Genomic DNA, 16718 nt, shown 5'->3' on the forward strand with positions numbered 1-16718 from the left:
CGGATTTGCAGCCAGCTTGTGCGCCAGGACGGGCACAAGCTGGCTGCCGTTGCCGGAGCGGCCAAGCACGACCGCCCCGGCATAATCCGCCCAGGAATGGGCCCTGCCCTCACACCAGCCCGGCAGTCTGCGCCAGCAGCCATGCGCCGATGGCGATGAACAGCGCGGCGGCCACCAGGCGCACCAGGCTCATCGGCACGCGGGCGATCAGCGCGTTGCCCAGGAACACGGCCGGCACGTTGGCCAGCATCATGCCCAGCGTGGTGCCCGCAGTCACCGCCACGGCATCGTGGAAGCGGGCGCCCAGCGCGATCGTGGCAACCTGGGTCTTGTCACCCATTTCCACCAGGAAGAACGCAACCAGCGTGGTGAGGAATGCGCCGAAACGCGCAGGCCGGGTGCTGGCATCGTCTTCGTCCAGCTTGTCGGGCACCAGGGTCCACAGGCCCATGGCGATAAAGCCGGCGGCAATGGCATAGCGGAACCACAATCCATCCAAGAGGTCGGCGGCGACCATGCCGACCAGCGCGGCCAGGAAATGGTTGACCATCGTGGCTGCCAGGATGCCCAGCACGATCGGCATCGGCTTTTTGAAGCGGGTGGCCAGAACAATGGCAAGAAGCTGCGTCTTGTCGCCGATTTCCGCCAGCGCGACGACAGCGGTGGAGGTCGTGAACGCCTCGAACAAGGGTGCCATGGTGATATGATCCGGGGCCAGGCGAAACCAAGACAAACGACAACGCGCAAATCCGCCCGGCCGAGCGATTCGCGTGCTGTCATTTGGTCTTGCCCGCAGCAGGCCTATCTGGCCTGCCTCTGCCCGCGCCATGGCCTCTCGACCAAGCATGTTGACGCTGGGCGCCGCACGGCTTGTGCGGTGGCTACTCCCCAAGTGACGTGCGGCGGCCGTTACGGCGCCTTGCCGCTGCTGGCAAGGCGTTTTTCACAACGTGCCAGGATCGCACGCTTTTCCGCCGGCTCGGCGTGATACCATGCGGTGATTTCGGTGATCGTGCGCGCGCATCCCCGGCATAGCGCGCTGGCCGGATCGATCGCGCAGACGCCGGTGCATGGGCTGGGTGGCGCTTCCATCGCATGGCCATAGGCCTGGCAGGCCCGGCGCGCAATTTCCTTGCGCAGCGCAGCATTTGCCCCTAAGGCCGTGCCCAGCAGGTGCGATGCGCCCGCTGCCCATGCCCTTAGGGGCCATGTGCGCAGCAGGTGACAGAGGCCCGGGCAAGCGTGAGATCGACCGTTTCGGAAACGATCCGCCCCGGCCGCGCGCATCGTGCCCCACCCGCCTCCCTTTATCGCGCAAGGGGTCGCATGTTCGACCCTTGCCGCACGCGGCCCGTCGCCCACTGGCGATCGGCCGTGGGAGGCTTTGAAAAGCACTGGAACTCCATGTCCTATTTTTCCGACCTTGGCCTGGCCGAGCCGATTCTTCGCGCGCTTGAGACCAAGGGCTACAACGATCCAACCCCAATTCAGCAGCAATCCATTCCGGCCCTGCTGGAAGGGCGCGATCTGCTGGGCATTGCCCAGACCGGCACCGGCAAGACCGCCGCGTTCTCGCTGCCTTCGCTGCACCGCCTGGCCGCCGATCCCCAGCCGCGCAAGCCGGCGTCGTGCCGCATGCTCGTGCTGTCGCCCACGCGCGAACTGGCCGCGCAGATTGCCGACAACATGAAGGGCTATGCCAAGAACCTCAAGCTGTCGGTCGATTGCGTGTTCGGTGGCATCCCCATCAGCAAGCAGGCCCGCCGCCTGGTGCCGGGTGTCGACGTGCTGGTGGCCACCCCTGGCCGCTTGCTCGACCTGATCGACAACCGCGCGCTGACCTTGGGCCGGGTGGAAATCTTCGTGCTGGACGAAGCCGACCAGATGATGGACCTGGGCTTCATCCACGCACTCAAGCGGGTGGCCAACCTGCTGCCGGCCAAGCGCCAGAGCCTGTTCTTTTCCGCCACCATGCCCAAGTCGATCGAAGACCTGGGCAAGCAGTTCATCAAGAACCCGGTGCGCGTCGAAGTGGCCCCGCAATCGACCACGGTCGAACGCGTCGAACAGTTCGTCAGCTTCCTCAACCAGCCCGAAAAGCAGGCGCTGCTGTCGCTGACCGTGCGCCGCCTGCTCGCTGAAAAGCAGCTCGATCGCGGCATCGTGTTCACCCGCACCAAGCACGGTGCCGATCGCGTGGCCCGCAACCTGGCCGCCGCCGGCATCGATGCGCGCGCCATCCATGGCAACAAGAGCCAGGCCCAGCGCACCGCTGCGCTGGAGGCATTCCGCCAGGGCTCGTGCCCGATCCTGGTGGCGACCGACATCGCCGCGCGCGGCATCGACGTTTCGGGGGTGAGCCACGTGTTCAACTTCGAACTGCCCAACGTGCCCGAACAATATGTCCACCGCATCGGCCGCACCGCGCGCGCCGGGGCCGATGGCGTGGCGATCAGCTTCTGCGCGCCCGACGAAAAGCCCTACCTGCGTGATATCGAACGCCTCACCAAGGTGAAGCCCGCTGTCATGCCGCTGCCGGAAAACTTCCTGGCCGATGCCGCACGCCTACCCGCGCCCAGCCGCCGCCCGGCGGATGAAGAACACGAAGCACGCCGTGACCATGGCCGGGGTCGCCCCGGTGCCGGTCGTGGTGAAGGCGGCCGCAGCGATGGCGGTCGTCGCGATGGTGGCCGTGGTGACGGCGCACGCCGCGATGGCGGGCGCAGCCAGCCGGCCCGCGGCGATGCCCCGCGCCGTGACGGCACGGCCGCGCCGCGCCCCGAACGCCGCCCTGACGAGCGCGTGGCGGCCGATCGCAACGGCCAGGACCGTCGCCGCGAGGCGCCGCGCAGCGATGGCGCCAAGCGCGTCGATGCGCCCCGCGCCGACAATGCCCGGCACGAAGCCACCGGCGAAGCGGCCGCCAAGCGCCGCTTCCGCCCGCGTGGCCCCGCCACCACCGGCCAGCACCGCAACAAGGTGCGCCGCGTGGTCTGATCGCTTGGGTCATGCGGCCTGAACAAGGGCCCTGAACATGGGGGCGCGCGCCAATCGGCACGCGCCCCTTTTCATTGGCAGCTGGCGGCGCGGGAACCAAGCGAACCCGGCTGCATTCTGGCCACGGGCGCGCGACGCCATTTTTCGATCGGGCCGCGCGGGAAGGGTTTCCATGCAATCGACCAAGCTGACCGCGTTGGGCCGCGATGCCCGGGTCAATCGCTTCATTCTCACGCTGCTTTCGATCGGATTTGCCGCTTTGCTCGCCGGCCTTGGCGCGGCGCTGTGGACGCAGCAGCGCAACACCGACAGCGAGCGCTGGGTGGCCCATACGCTGGAAGTGCAGGCGCGCATCGGCGCCTTTGCCAGCAAGGCCGAACGCATGGAAACCGCGCGGCGCGGACGCCTGCTGAGCGACGATCCCGCCTTCAATGGCCTGTTCGACCAGGCGCTGGCCAGCGCCGTGGCCGATCTTGACGTGCTGCAGAAAAAGACCCTCGACAATGCCACGCAGGCCGCCAACATTCGCGTGATGCGCCAGTTGCTGACCGACTATGTCGTGGCAGAACGGGCCGAGCGTGGCCGGGGCCGGAAAGCGCAGATCGCGCTGCGCCAAGACTTCTTCAACGATCCCGTGGTCGTGCACATCCGGCAGATCCGCAAGGCGGCCGATGCCATGGCCGACGAAGAGCGCAACCTGTTGCGCCAGCGCGAAGCGACGCAGACGCAGAACCTGCGCACGTTCAACCTGGTCCTGGCGGCAATCTGCCTGCTGATCCTGGCCGTGGCCAGCGCCACGATCCTGCTGGTGCGGCGCACGCTGCGCGAATTGCGGGCCTCGCGCCTCGAACTGAGCGCGCTCAACCTCGATCTTGAGCGCCTGGTCGATTCACGCACCACCGAATTGCAGCGCGCCAATGCCGAAATCCAGCGCTTTGCCTATATCGTGAGCCACGATCTGCGCTCCCCGCTGGTCAATGTCATGGGCTTCACCGCCGAACTCGAAGCGGCCACGAAAGTGATTGCCCGCTCGCTCGACGATCCGGCACAGCCCGGCGCGACGACGCCTTCCAAGGAAGACGTGCGCCGAGCCGTTGCCGAAGACCTGCCCGAGGCGATCGGCTTCATCCGCAGTTCCACCCAGAAGATGGACCGGCTGATCAACGCCATCCTGCGCCTCTCGCGCGAAGGGCGACGCACCCTGGCGCCCGAGGCGCTGGACCTCAACGTGGTGGTGCGCTCCATCGCCGATTCCATCCAGCACCGGTTGATGGAAACCGGCACGGCCCTGACCATCGCGCCACTGCCCACCGTGACGAGCGACCGCACCGCGGTGGAACAGATCCTGTCCAACCTCATGGAAAACGCGCTCAAGTACCTGCAGCCTGGCCGTCCGGGTGAAATCCACATCAGCGGCAAGGCTGTGCGCGGGCGCGCCATCATCGAAGTGACCGACAACGGGCGCGGCATCGATCCGCGCGATCACGAGCGCATCTTCGACCTTTTCCGGCGCTCTGGCGTGCAGGACCAGCCAGGCGAAGGCATTGGCCTTGCGCATGTTCGCGCGCTTGCCTATCGCCTGGGCGGTGTGATCGAGGTGGTATCGGAACTGGGCCAAGGGGCTACATTCCGTGTCAATCTTCCGATCGAATGGAAAGGCGCGGAAAGCAATGGATAACCAACGTCCGGTCAACATCGTGATGATCGAAGACGACGAGGGCCATGCCCGTCTGATCGAGAAGAATATCCGCCGGGCAGGTATTTCCAACACGATCCACCATTTCGTCGATGGCACTTCGGCGCTCGCGTTCCTGCTGGACGGCGAACACGGCCCCAGCCACAACGGCCCCGCGCTGGTGCTGCTCGATCTCAACCTGCCCGACATGAGCGGGATCGATATCCTTGCCCGGATCAAGAGCGATGCAGGCCCGCTGCGCCGCACGCCGGTGGTTGTGCTAACCACCACCGACGACAAGGTGGAAATCCAGCGCTGCTACGACCTGGGCTGCAACGTCTACATCACCAAACCGGTCAATTATGAAAGCTTTGCCGATGCGATCCGGCAGCTTGGCCTGTTCCTCTCGGTTATCCAGATACCGAGTGCGGAGGAGGTTTGACCCAACAGGCCCCGCGCATTCTCTACATCGACGACGACGAGGGGCTAAGGCGTCTCGTGGCGCGTGTGCTGGCGCGCAAGGGTTATGACGTCACCACCGCAGCCAGCGGGGATGAAGGCGTTGCGCTGACCACGCGCGAACGGTTCGATCTGGTTGCCGTCGATCACTACATGCCCGGCCGGGATGGCCTGTCCACGCTGGAAGCCTTGCGCGCGCTGCCCGATTGCCCGCCTGTGGTCTATGTCACCGGGTCGGAGGAAAGCCGCATTGCCGTGGCCGCGCTCAAGGCCGGGGCGCAAGACTATGTGGTCAAGGCTGTGGGCGAGGATTTCTTCGACCTTCTCGCCCAGAGTTTCGAGCAAGTGCTGGAAGCGGCCGCCCTGCGCGGCGCGCGCGATCGCGCCGAACAGGATTTGCGCGCCAGCAATGCCCGGCTGGAAACGCTGCTGCGCGAAGTGAACCACCGCGTGGCCAACAACCTGCAGATGGTCATGGCGTTCGTTTCGATGCAGGCGCGCAGCGTGGACAACGAGGCCGCGCGCGACGCGCTGCACCGCGCCCACCAACGCATTGCCACGATCGCCCAGGTCAACCGCCGCCTCTATACCACCAACGACGTGGAATTCGTGGCGATCGACGAATATCTCGCGGCCCTGGCGTCCGACATGGGCGATGCCTGGTCCGCCCAGCGGCCGCGCACGGTAACCGTGCACGCCGATCCGGTGCGGCTCAAGACCGATCTGGCCGTGACCATCGGCCTGGCGACCAACGAACTGGTCGGCAATGCCTGCAAATACGCCTATCCGGCCGATGAGGAAGGCGAAGTGCGCGTTACCCTGCACGTGGCGCCCGCCGAAGACGATGCCGCGCCGCACCTGACGCTGTGCGTGGAAGACGACGGCCAGGGCATGCCCGCCGACGGCGCTGTCCAGGGCACCGGCCTTGGCACGCGGCTGATCGACGCGCTCACGCGGTCGCGCGGGGCAAAGCTGGTGCACGGCGCGGCCCATCAAGGCAAAGCGCGACCGGGCACCCGTGCCTGCCTGACGCTGAAACTGGCCAGCGACGACTTGTGCCTTGCCGAGACACAGCCGCTGGATTTCGATATCTAGCGCTTGCCGGCAGGTCTATTCGTGATACTCATGCTATTACGAATAAACTCCCTATCATTTCTGACGCCGAAAGAGGCCGGTAATGGGCAAAAAGCGCAAGCGTCAGGCGGAAAAAGCCGCCGATGAAGGTTTTGCCGGAGCAGTAATGGCCCTGCTGGGCCAGGCCATGGGGGATTCGGCCGTGGCCCGCTGCACCCTGTCGATCGACAAGATCGCCGGCCTGGCGCGCCTCGCCACCAGCGCCGCCGATGGCCGTACGGCCACGCGGGACATCATCGGCCCCGGCCTCACTCTGCCCGAACCGGTTGCCGATGCGCCCGAAGCGCCCGCGGCATTGGCCGGGCGTGGCGCGGCGGCGCGAGCGGCGCGCGATGCGTCCATCGTCGCCCTGGCGGCCCGCGGCCTGACCCAGACCGAGACGGCGCGCGTGCTTTCGGTATCCCAGGCGCTGGTGTCCAAAGTGCTGCGCGCGTCAGCACAGGATCGTCAACCCAGGGCCGCTGGGCGCGCGGATCAGTAATCGATCGCCCAGGTGGCGCAGGCCGGATCAGCGGCCACCACCTGGCGGCGCAGCGCGGCGCGCGCCAGCCGCTCCACCTCCACCTTGCGACGCGCGGCCGCCAGCGGCAGGCTCGGCGCGGGCCGCAGGATTTCCGCGTCATAACCATCGGCCACGATGATCCCGCAGGCTTCGGGCAGAAAAGCCGGGTCGTTAAGCACGCCGCGATCCAGGTGCGGCGCCAGCCCCCAATAGAACCGATCGCAATGATCCAGGTATTCCGGCCACTTGGCATCGCCCAGCAGATCGGCGCGGCTGACCTTGATTTCCACGATCACCACCCGCCCCTTGCCATCGATGCCCATCAGATCGGCGCGGCGGCCATTGCGCAGCGGCATTTCCGCCAGGCACCAGATATCGTTGCGGGCAAACAGCCGGGCAATCCCGCGCGCAACCGCAGCGGCATCGGCCAGCGCCGGCACGGCCGCCGCATCAACAGGTGGCACGGGCGAGGAAGGGGCGAGAATCGAATCGGGCATGGCGCCAGATTAGGAACATAATGCGAACAGGTAAAGCCGTGCCGCCTATCGCTGCGGCTTGAGATTGAGCGGCGGGATCAATTCGAGCAGCGCGGCGCGGGCAGTGTCGAATTCCTGCCACAGCACTTGCGCGGCGCGGCGCAGCCCATCGGGCGGCGTCCGTCCCTGCGCGGCCAGCAGCGCGCGCAGCCCGGGTTGCAGGATCGCGGCCAGATCCTCGATCCCCTGGCGCGCGCGCTCGGCCCGCCATCCACCGGTGGAGCGCATGATCGCCGGGAAGTTTCGCACATCGGGGCGCAGCGGTTCGGGTCCGCGCCCGGCAAGCATGGCCACGGCGCGGGCCGCTTCGTGCAGCGCGATCCACACCGTGTCGAGCGGCGAAGTGCCCGCCGCCCGCGCCCGCGCGACCAGGCGATCGGCACCCAGCACGTCGGGCGCGCCGACCGGCAGCGCCTGGCCCGGCGCGGCATGGCCTGTCGCCGCCTGGCGGAACGACTGGAAGGGGGGCTGTTCCATGCGGAAAGGCTAGGGTGCGACTGTTAACGGATTCCTAATTTTGTGCCGTGTGTTTGCCCCGCCCGCCAGCGCTGCAAAAAGCGCTGGCAAGCCCCGCCCCGCGCTGCTAGGGCGCCTCCTCACGCACCCGTAGCTCAGCTGGATAGAGTACTGCCCTCCGAAGGCAGGGGTCACAGGTTCGAATCCTGTCGGGTGCGCCATTTCCCCCTTTCATCGGCAAGACAAGGGCTTGGGCCAAGTGCCCGGGCTGTGGCGTCATGCGCAGGCGCGCGCCCTGCGACTGCACCCCGCGTATTTGTGCTTAAGCTGATCCGAAAACAAATTCACCGTTAACACGGCATGTCGGCACGCGAATGAAGTTCAGCGGACCGAATCCAGCAGTATTGGTGAATATACTTAGCAGTCATCGTAATTGATCCCATATTGTGCCGATTCGATCAATTTTGCATAAAGCCGCCGAACCTCGTGAAAAATTGCGCTGCCCGGCATCCCGCCTGGCGGCCCGGTATACCTGGCGGCCTTTTTTGCGCGAGCGGGGACGGTGCGCCATGTTCTTTTCAACGCCCTGAGGTGTCAAGAAATGGCGAACATCAACGTCACCGTGTCGACCTACAATGCCAACAAGCCCTATGTCTCGGCCGACACCTACACGCTGGCCGATACCGGTGCCAATATCGCCGCCCTGAGCGCGGCCGATTTTGGCGATCTGGCCACCAACGGCATTGCCAAGATCAACGCGACGGACAACGTCCTCTCGCTTACCGTGGCGCAGTACCAGGCGCTGGGCGATGTCACGTTGGCGGCTGGCGACGTGATCACGCTGGCCGATACCGGCGCCCACATCGCCGCGCTGTCTGCCACCGACATTGCCAGCCTGGCCGACGCCGGGATCGACAAGATCGACGCCTCCGACAATGCCCTGTCGCTGACCGTGGCGCAGTACCAGTCGCTGGGCACCGTGGCGCTCACCAGCAGCGACACCGTCACGCTGACCGGTACGGGCACCACGCTGTCTGCGCTTTCGGCCACCGACATCGCCGCGCTGGCCGCCGCCGGGGTGGACCAGCTCGACGCGAGCAACAATATCCTGTCGCTGACTCTCGCCCAATACCAGGCGCTTGGCACGGTGACCGTGGCTGCCAACGACGTGCTCACCCTGTCGGGAACGGGGGCCAGCATCGGCGCGCTGAGCGTGGCGCAGATCGCGGGCCTCGCCGCTTCGGGCTTTGACAAGATCAACGCCACCGACAACGTCCTGACGCTGAGCGTGGCGCAATACCAGGCGCTCGGCACGGTGCAGCTGGTCGCCGGCGACGTGATCACGCTGGGCGACACCGGCGCCAACATCGCCGCCCTGTCCAGTTCTGCCTTTGCCGCGCTGGCCGATGCCGGGATCGACAAGATCGACGCCACCGACAACGTGCTGCACCTGACCGTGGCCCAGTTCGAAGGCTTGGGCACGGTGGAACTGACCGGTGGCGATCTCGTCACCCTCGCCGATAGCGGCGCCAATATCGCGGCGCTTTCCGCGGCAACGCTGGCAACCCTGGCCAGCGCCGGGGTGGATGCGATCGACGCCACCGACGATGCGCTGAGCCTGAGCGTGGCGCAGGCACGGGCGCTGGGCAGCGTCAGCCTCACCGGTGCCGACGCGCTCACCCTGGCCGACACCGGCGCCAACCTTGCCGCGCTGACCCCGGCGGAACTGGCCCAGCTCGCCAGCGCCGGGTTCGACACGATCGACGCCACCGACGGCGCCCTTACCTTGTCCCTGGACCAGATCGCGGCACTGGGTACCATGGCCCTGACGCCGGCCAACACGGTCATCGCCGCAGCGACCATGGCAGAAATCGCCGCGCTCTCGGCGTCCGACATTGGCGCGCTCGGCCAAGCCGGGGTGGACCTGCTTGGGCCCAGCGATGGCCAGCCGGCGCTTTCCGTGGCGCAGGCGCAGGCCGTTGTCGACGCCGGGCTGTGGTTCACCAACCACACCGCCGTGCTCACCGACAGCTCGGCCGCGATCGAGGCGCTGGGCGGCACCGCGCTCGAAGACTTCTACCTGCGCGGCATCACCCAGATCGACGCCCTCGACAATGTCCTGGCGCTGAGCGTGGAACAGATCCTGGCGGTGGACAATGCCGGTACCGACCTGACCGGGGCCGACGTCGTCACCCTGGCCGACGCGGGCACCGCCCTCGCCGCGCTGTCGGCCGCGACGATCGATGCACTGGCCCAATTGGGCGTGGACAAGTTCGACGCTGCCGACAATGTCCTCGCGCTCACCGTGGCGCAGGTCCAGGCGCTCGACACCATTGCCCTCACCGCGGCCGACACCATTACCCTGGCCGATACCGGCGCCCACATCGCCGCACTCAGCGCTGCCGACATCGCCGCGCTGGCCGGGCTGGGCGTCGATACGATCCATGCCACGGGCGGCACGCTGTCGCTCACCGTGGCCCAGGCGCAAGCGCTTGGTGCAGTCAGCCTGACCGCTGCCGATACCGTGACCCTGGACGATACGGCCGCCCATATCGAAGCGCTCACCGCCAACCAGATCGCCGCGCTCGCCACCGCCGGGATCGATACGCTTTCGGCCACCGGCGGCGCGCTCGCGCTTACCGTGGCGGAAGCCCAGGCCCTGGGCTCGATCGCGCTGGCTCCGGCCACCACCGTCACGCTGGCCGATACCGGCGCCCATATCGCCGCGCTGTCGGCCACGGCGCTCGCCGCGCTGGTCACCGCCGGGATCGACGCGGTGGACGCCAGCGACGATGCGCTCGCGCTCACGGTGGCCCAGGCGGAAGCCCTGGTCAGCGTGCCCATTTCGGGCAGCGACACCATCACCCTGGCCGACAGCGGCGCCCATATCGCTGCGCTGACCACGGCCGATTTTGCCGCACTGGCTGCCCGCGGCTTCACCACGATCGACGCCACCGACGATGCGCTCACACTCTCGCTCGAACAGGCGCAAGGGCTTGGCGGGCTGGCGCTGACCGCCGGTGACCTGGTCACGGTAGAGGCCAGTGGCGCACAATTTGCCGCGCTCACGGCGCAGGATTTCACCGACTTGGCGGCACTTGGCGTCGATGCGCTGTCCACCAGCGATCACGTTCTCTCGCTGACCGTGGCACAATTCCAGGCGCTCGGTGGCCTTGCCCTCGCCGCTGCCGACACGGTGACTCTGACCGATACCGGTGCCAACATCGCCGCGCTGAGCGCTGCCGACATTGCCGCCCTGGCCGGGCTGGGCATCGATGCCGTCCATGCCACGGGCGGCGCCCTGCCGCTCACCGTGCTGCAGGCGCAAGCGCTTGGTTCCGTGAGCGTGACGGCGGCAGATACCGTGATCCTGGCCGATACCGCCGCGCATATCGAGGCGCTCACTGCCCACGAGATCACCGCGCTCGCCACCGCCGGGATCAATACGATCGACAGCGACAGCAACGCGCTTTCGCTTTCTGCCGCGCAGGCCCAGGCGCTGGGCACCATCGGCCTTATCGCCGACGACGTGGTGACTCTGGACGATGCCGGCGCTGATATCGCCGCGCTTTCTGCAGCGACTCTGGCCGCGCTCGCTGCCGCCGGGATCGACGCGGTGAATGCCAGCGACGACGCGCTGCATCTTTCCGTGGCACAGGCCGATGCCCTGGCCGGCGTGGCCCTTACCGCCGGCGACACCGTCACCCTTGCCGACACCAGCGCCCATATCGCCGCCCTCGACACTGCTGCCCTTGCTGCATTGGCCGGACGCGGGATCGACGCGATCGACGCCAGCGACGACGAACTTGCCCTTTCGCTCGCCCAGGTGCAGGCGCTTGGCAGCATGGCCCTGACCGCCGGCGATACGGTCACCGTGGTGGCCACCGGCGCAGAGTTTGCCGCGCTGACCGCGCAGGACTTTACCGATCTGGCCGCACTGGGCGTCGATGCGCTGTCCACCAGCGACCATGTTCTCTCGCTTACGGTGGCACAGGCCCAGGCGCTCGGTGGCTTGTCGCTGGCGCCGTCCGACACCATCACGCTGACCGATGCCGCTGCCACGATCGAAGCGCTGTCTGCCAGCGACCTGGCCGATCTTGTCGCAATGGGCGTGGACGCGGTTGCGGCCACCAGCGGCGTTCTGGAACTGAGTGCGGCGCAGGCCCTGGCCTTGACCGGCGCCACCCTTGCGCAGGGCGGCATCGTGATCGACAGCGCCGCCGCGCTGGAAAATCTCGATACGACGCAATGGGCCGCCCTGGCAGCGCTCGGCACGACCGCGGTGGACGTGACGGGCAACGCCATCACGCTCGATGTCGCCAAAGTGCTCGCCATGGGCACGCTCGGCTTTGGCAGCGACGTGCTGACCGTGGCCGACAGTGGCGCCGCCCTGGCAGCGCTCACGCCCAGCCAGCTGGCCGCAATCGCCGACAAGGGCAACGTGGTGCTCGACGCCACCGACGATGTGCTGGTGCTCGATCATGCGCAGTTCGTGGCCAGCCAACTGCTGGCCTTCGCCAACGGCGATGCCGTCTCGATCGCCGATAGTGCGCAAGCCCTGCATGCGCTCTCGGCCGAGGATATCAGCCTGATCGCGGCGCGGGGAGTGATCAGCATTGCTGCCACCGATGGGCCACTGGTCTGGTCGCTGGAGCAGGTTCTGGCCCTGGGCAACACCCATATCGCCGATGGCACGGTGGCGATCGTCCGCCTCACGCCAGCCGAACTCGCCGATCTCTCGGCCCAGGATTTATCCCAGCTGGCCGACTACGGGATCGATACCCTCACCACCAGTGACGCAGCGCCGGTCCTGACGGTGGCGCAGTTCCAGGCGTTGGGCACGGTCACGCTCCTGGCGCAAGACAGCGTCACGCTGGCCGATACCGGCGCCCATCTCGCCGCGCTCGCCGCCAACGACATTGCTGACCTCAAGGTGGCCGGGATCGACGTCCTGCTTGCCACCGATGGTACCCTCGCGCTCAACCTGGCACAGATCGAGGCGCTCGATGGCGTGGCGGTCGATGGCAGCACCACGTTCATCCTGGCCGATACCGGCGCCACGATCGGCGGTCTGTCCACGGCGGATCTCGACACGCTCAACGCCATCGGTGTCAACCGCATCGACGCCACCAACAACACGCTGACGCTGCAGGTCGACCAGTTCTTTGCGCTGGGCAACCTGGCCCTGGCCGCCGACGACACGGTGACCGTGCAGGGCAGCGCGGAGCAGATCGGCGCGCTGAGCACCAGCGACATCGCCGCGATGATCGACGAGGGCGTGGCACGGCTGAGCGTGACGGACGGGGCCGTGACCTTCAGCCTCGCCCAGTTCAACGCCGTGGCGGACCTGATCCTGGCTGCGCCCGATGGCATCATCCTGGCCGACAGTGGCGAAGTGCTCTCCGCGCTGAGCGCGCAGGCCTGGCTCGACAGTGTTGCCAGCGGCGTGGTTTCGGTCGACGTCACGCAGGGCGTGCTGGTCCTGACGCTCGACACGTTCGGCGCGATCGACGACGGCGCCACGTTGACGGCCGACAGCGATGTGATCCTGTCGGTTTCCGCGCAAGACATGGCATCGCTCGGCACCGTCGACCTCGCCTATCTCGCCACCCATGGCATCGACGCGCTGGCCGGCGCGGGCGGCGTCCTTTCGCTCGATCTTGCGCAGCTCAACGCACTTGGCGGGATTGCGCTGACCCCCGCCGATACGGTTTCGCTCGTGCTCACCCCCGTGCAGTTGGCAGACTTGGCGCCTGCCGACCTGCAGGCGCTTGCCAGCCTGGGTGTCGACGTGCTCGACCTGGGCAACCAGAGCGCCACGATCACGCTCGATCAGGCAGACGCTCTGGGCAGCCTCACCATCGCGGCCGCGGACCTCGCGGTGGAAGAAGCGGCCGACCTCATTGCCAATCGCACCCCTGCCCAGCTTGCCGACCTGGTCGATCTGGGCGTCACCCATATCGATGCCTTCGACGGCACGCTGTGGCTGGACGTGGACCAGTGGGCCACCCTGCACGCGGCTGGCGTCACGCTGGCCGATGCTGACGGGGTCGTGCTGCTCGATTCGGCTGAAGCCCTGGCCGCGCTATCCGTGGCGCAGATCGCTGCGCTGGGCAGCGAAGGCTTTACCGCGATCGAGGCCAGCGATGCCCAGCTGACGCTGTCGCTGGAACAGGCGCAGGCCCTGGGTGACGTGGTGCTGGGCGATGGCCAGCCGGTGGTCGTGGCGGCCAGTGGCGCGGCGCTCGGCGCCCTTTCGGCCGCTGACCTGGCAGGCCTCGTCGCAAGCGGCGTGGATCGCATCGATGCCACCGACGATGCGCTGGCGCTGAACCTGGCGCAACTGGCCGCGCTGGACACCGCGGCGCTGACGGCAAACGATACGGTGACGCTGGAGGCCACGGGCACCGCGCTGGCGGCGCTATCGACCTCGAACCTTGCCGACCTGGTTGCGCGCGGCATTGACCTCATCGCCCTGTCGAACGGGGCGGCAACGCTATCGCTGGGCCAGTTGCTTGCGCTCGACGGGGTGCATTTTGCCGCCGAGACCACTGTCACGCTCGCGGCCGATAGCGCCACGATCGCCGGCATGTCCGACAACGATATCGCCCTGCTACGCGACATGGGCCTGACCGGCATCGCCGTGACCGACCACGACCTGAGCCTGTCGGTGCTCAAGGCCGATGAATTGTCCGGCTTGGCCTGGGATGCGCAGGCACGCCTCACGCTGGTCGACAGCGGTGCCGTCATCACCGATTACCTGGCCGAATACCCGGCAGATTTCCATTCGCTGCCGATCGTGCGTCTCGATGCCACCGACAATTCCTTCACGCTGTCGCTGGCCCAGCTTGCCGCGATCGAGGGCATCGCCGTCGGCGCCGACGATTATATCGAGATCGCCGATACCGGTGCCCACCTTGCCGCCCTGACCAGCGCCGAGATCGACGCGCTGGCCGCGCGCAAAGTGGTGCTGATCGACGCCACCGACGGCGCCCTGACGCTATCTCTCGATACCTGGGCAAGCTTTCGCGAAAACGTGATCGGCTTCACGCAAGGCAGCCATGTGGTCGTGGCAGACAGCGGCGCGGCGCTGGCCCAGTTCGGCAACGATGCCCTGGCCGCGCTGGGTGACAGCGGCGTCACTCGCTTCGATGCAAGCGACGATGTGCTGGTCCTGTCCTATGACCAGTTCCTGTTGCTCGATGAAGTGGCCCTTACCGCGCAGGACACGGTGAAGGTGTGGTTCAACGGCGATACCCTGGCCACGCTTACCACCGACGATATCGCCACGCTGGTCGCCGCCGGGGTGGACATGGTCACCGCGCTGGCCCCGTCGCTGACCGTCGACCTGGCCACGCTGGCCAATCTGGCCGTGGAAGGCCTGGCGCTCGATCCCGAAATCGTCGCGCGCCTGGCAGTCGTCGCCGACGAGATCGCTGACGCCTCGCCCGAGGAACTGGCGTTCCTGGCCGAAGCAGGGATCGATGTGGTGCACGTATCGGGCGCCCTGGCGCTTTCGGTCGCCCAGTTCGCCGCGCTCGGCGCGGTGGAAATCGAAGCCGGGGACGGCCTGAGCCTGACCGACGAAGGCGCGGTCATCGCGGCCCTTGCACCCGAAGCGCTGGCCGCCCTGGCCAGTGGCGGGGTGGGCATGATCGATGCCACCGATGGCGTTGTCCATCTCACGCTCGATCAACTCGATGTCATGGGATCGATCTATGTCGCGGGCAACGATCTGGCCGTGGTCGATCTCACCGCGCAGCAGGCGGCCGATCTCAACAATGAAACCCGCGCGCTGCTGGGGCTGCATGGCATCGACGCCATTGCCGTCACCCAGGGCACGCTGTCGCTCGGCCTGGCCGATCTGGCGCGCTACAACGAATTCCCCTTCGTGGGCGGCAATGTGGTGCTGGCCGAAAGCGGTGCCACGCTGGGCGGCCTTTCGACATACGACTTTGCCGATCTGGCCGAGCGCGGCATCACCGCGCTCGATGCCACCGACGACGCCCTGGTGCTGTCGCTGGCCCAGTTCGTGGCGCTGGGCGCGATCACGCTGACCAGCGCCGATGACGTGACGATCATCGCCACGGCGGCCGATCTGGCCGCGCTATCGCCGTCGGTCTATGCCGCGATGAGCGCATCGGGCGTGGACAATGTGGAAGTGTCGGGCGGGGCCCTGCAATTGAGCGCGGCCCAGGCGGCCGAACTCGGCAATGTCCAGCTTTCGAGCAGCGCGCCGATCACGCTGGTCGATACCGGGGCGGCGATCGCCGCGCTCAGTGCCGATACCATCGGCGGCCTCGCCGGCTCGGGCATCACGGCGATCGACGCCACCACCGGGATCACGATCAACGCCGTCAAGTACGAGGCGCTGGGCGGGATCAGCTTTGCCCTGTCCGACGTGGTGACCGTGGCCTCCAACCACAGCTTCACCATGGCCGCCGATGTCGACAACGTGACGCTCAGCGGCAGCAAGAACCTGCTGGTGACCGGCAACAGTGGCGCCAACGTCATTACCGGCAACGCCGGCCGCAACACCCTGGACGGCGGGGCGGGCAACGATCGCCTGATCGGCGGCGCCGGGCGCGACGTGCTGACCGGCGGCGCGGGGGCCGACAAGTTCATCTTCCGCGATGGCGATTTCGGCGGCAACACCGCTTCCACCGCCGATCGGATCACCGATTTCTCGCATGGATCGAGGGATCTGGTGTCGTTGATCGGGGTGGACGCCAACAGCAACACGGTGGGCGACGATGCCTTTGCATGGATCGGCACCAGCACGTTCCACCACGTGGCCGGCGAACTGCGCTTCACCCAGGTTTCGGGCAACACCTATGTTCAGGGCGATACCAATGGCGATGGGGTGTCGGACTTCTGGATCCGGCTCGATGGGCTGGTCAATCTTCAGGCGTCCGATTTCCAGCTTTGACGCGGGAAACAGGGGGCGCAACGAAGGGGG

Annotated in this window: 10 protein-coding genes and 1 tRNA gene; 7 read left to right on the forward strand and 4 right to left on the reverse strand. The window is 67.2% G+C overall.

The genetic code is table 11. From position 1 onward, the window contains the following. Positions 1-109 precede the first annotated feature (109 nt). Positions 110-697, reverse strand: coding sequence for a TMEM165/GDT1 family protein (locus R9J51_RS03170; protein WP_168555636.1), 588 nt, complete (start codon positions 695-697; stop codon positions 110-112). 212 nt (positions 698-909) lie between these two features. Beyond that, positions 910-1092: a DUF1289 domain-containing protein gene (locus R9J51_RS03175; protein WP_169475745.1), complete on the reverse strand. Its 183-nt coding sequence runs from the start codon at positions 1090-1092 to the stop codon at positions 910-912. Between the two features lie 312 nt (positions 1093-1404). Here R9J51_RS03175 and R9J51_RS03180 point away from each other — a divergent pair, with 312 nt between their 5' ends. From R9J51_RS03180 to R9J51_RS03200, 5 genes are all read left to right on the forward strand, one after another. Continuing rightward, positions 1405-2997 (forward strand): DEAD/DEAH box helicase, encoded by a 1593-nt coding sequence (locus tag R9J51_RS03180; protein ID WP_179505851.1) that lies wholly within the window; start codon positions 1405-1407, stop codon positions 2995-2997. A gap of 172 nt (positions 2998-3169) precedes the next feature. After that, positions 3170-4675: a sensor histidine kinase gene (locus R9J51_RS03185; RefSeq protein ID WP_169475743.1), complete on the forward strand. Its 1506-nt coding sequence runs from the start codon at positions 3170-3172 to the stop codon at positions 4673-4675. Then, positions 4668-5114: a response regulator gene (locus R9J51_RS03190; protein ID WP_169475742.1), complete on the forward strand. Its 447-nt coding sequence runs from the start codon at positions 4668-4670 to the stop codon at positions 5112-5114. Before R9J51_RS03185 ends, R9J51_RS03190 begins: the two co-directional genes overlap by 8 nt. Continuing rightward, positions 5111-6226 carry a sensor histidine kinase gene (locus R9J51_RS03195; RefSeq protein ID WP_168555641.1) on the forward strand — a complete coding sequence of 372 codons (1116 nt, stop codon included), beginning with the start codon at positions 5111-5113 and terminating at the stop codon, positions 6224-6226. The genes R9J51_RS03190 and R9J51_RS03195 overlap by 4 nt, the downstream gene beginning before the upstream one ends. 82 nt (positions 6227-6308) lie before the next feature. Next, entirely contained in the window at positions 6309-6746 is a 438-nt protein-coding gene (locus R9J51_RS03200; protein WP_169475740.1) for a hypothetical protein, read from the forward strand. Here the strand turns inward: R9J51_RS03200 and R9J51_RS03205 are convergent. Next, complete coding sequence (locus tag R9J51_RS03205; protein WP_169475739.1) at positions 6740-7264, reverse strand: MmcB family DNA repair protein; 525 nt, start codon at positions 7262-7264, stop codon at positions 6740-6742. The two genes, R9J51_RS03200 and R9J51_RS03205, sit on opposite strands and share 7 nt — an antisense overlap. A 45-nt stretch (positions 7265-7309) precedes the next feature. After that, positions 7310-7780, reverse strand: coding sequence for a hypothetical protein (locus tag R9J51_RS03210; protein ID WP_432787806.1), 471 nt, complete (start codon positions 7778-7780; stop codon positions 7310-7312). Between the two features lie 123 nt (positions 7781-7903). Between R9J51_RS03210 and R9J51_RS03215 the strand changes: the two genes are divergently transcribed. Beyond that, positions 7904-7980 (forward strand) — tRNA-Arg (locus R9J51_RS03215). 380 nt (positions 7981-8360) lie between these two features. Continuing rightward, positions 8361-16688 (forward strand): hypothetical protein, encoded by an 8328-nt coding sequence (locus R9J51_RS03220; protein ID WP_179504176.1) that lies wholly within the window; start codon positions 8361-8363, stop codon positions 16686-16688. Positions 16689-16718: the final 30 nt, after the last annotated feature.

The organism is Novosphingobium rhizosphaerae (genome assembly GCF_050920675.1).
In the GTDB taxonomy this organism is placed as follows: domain Bacteria; phylum Pseudomonadota; class Alphaproteobacteria; order Sphingomonadales; family Sphingomonadaceae; genus Novosphingobium; species Novosphingobium rhizosphaerae.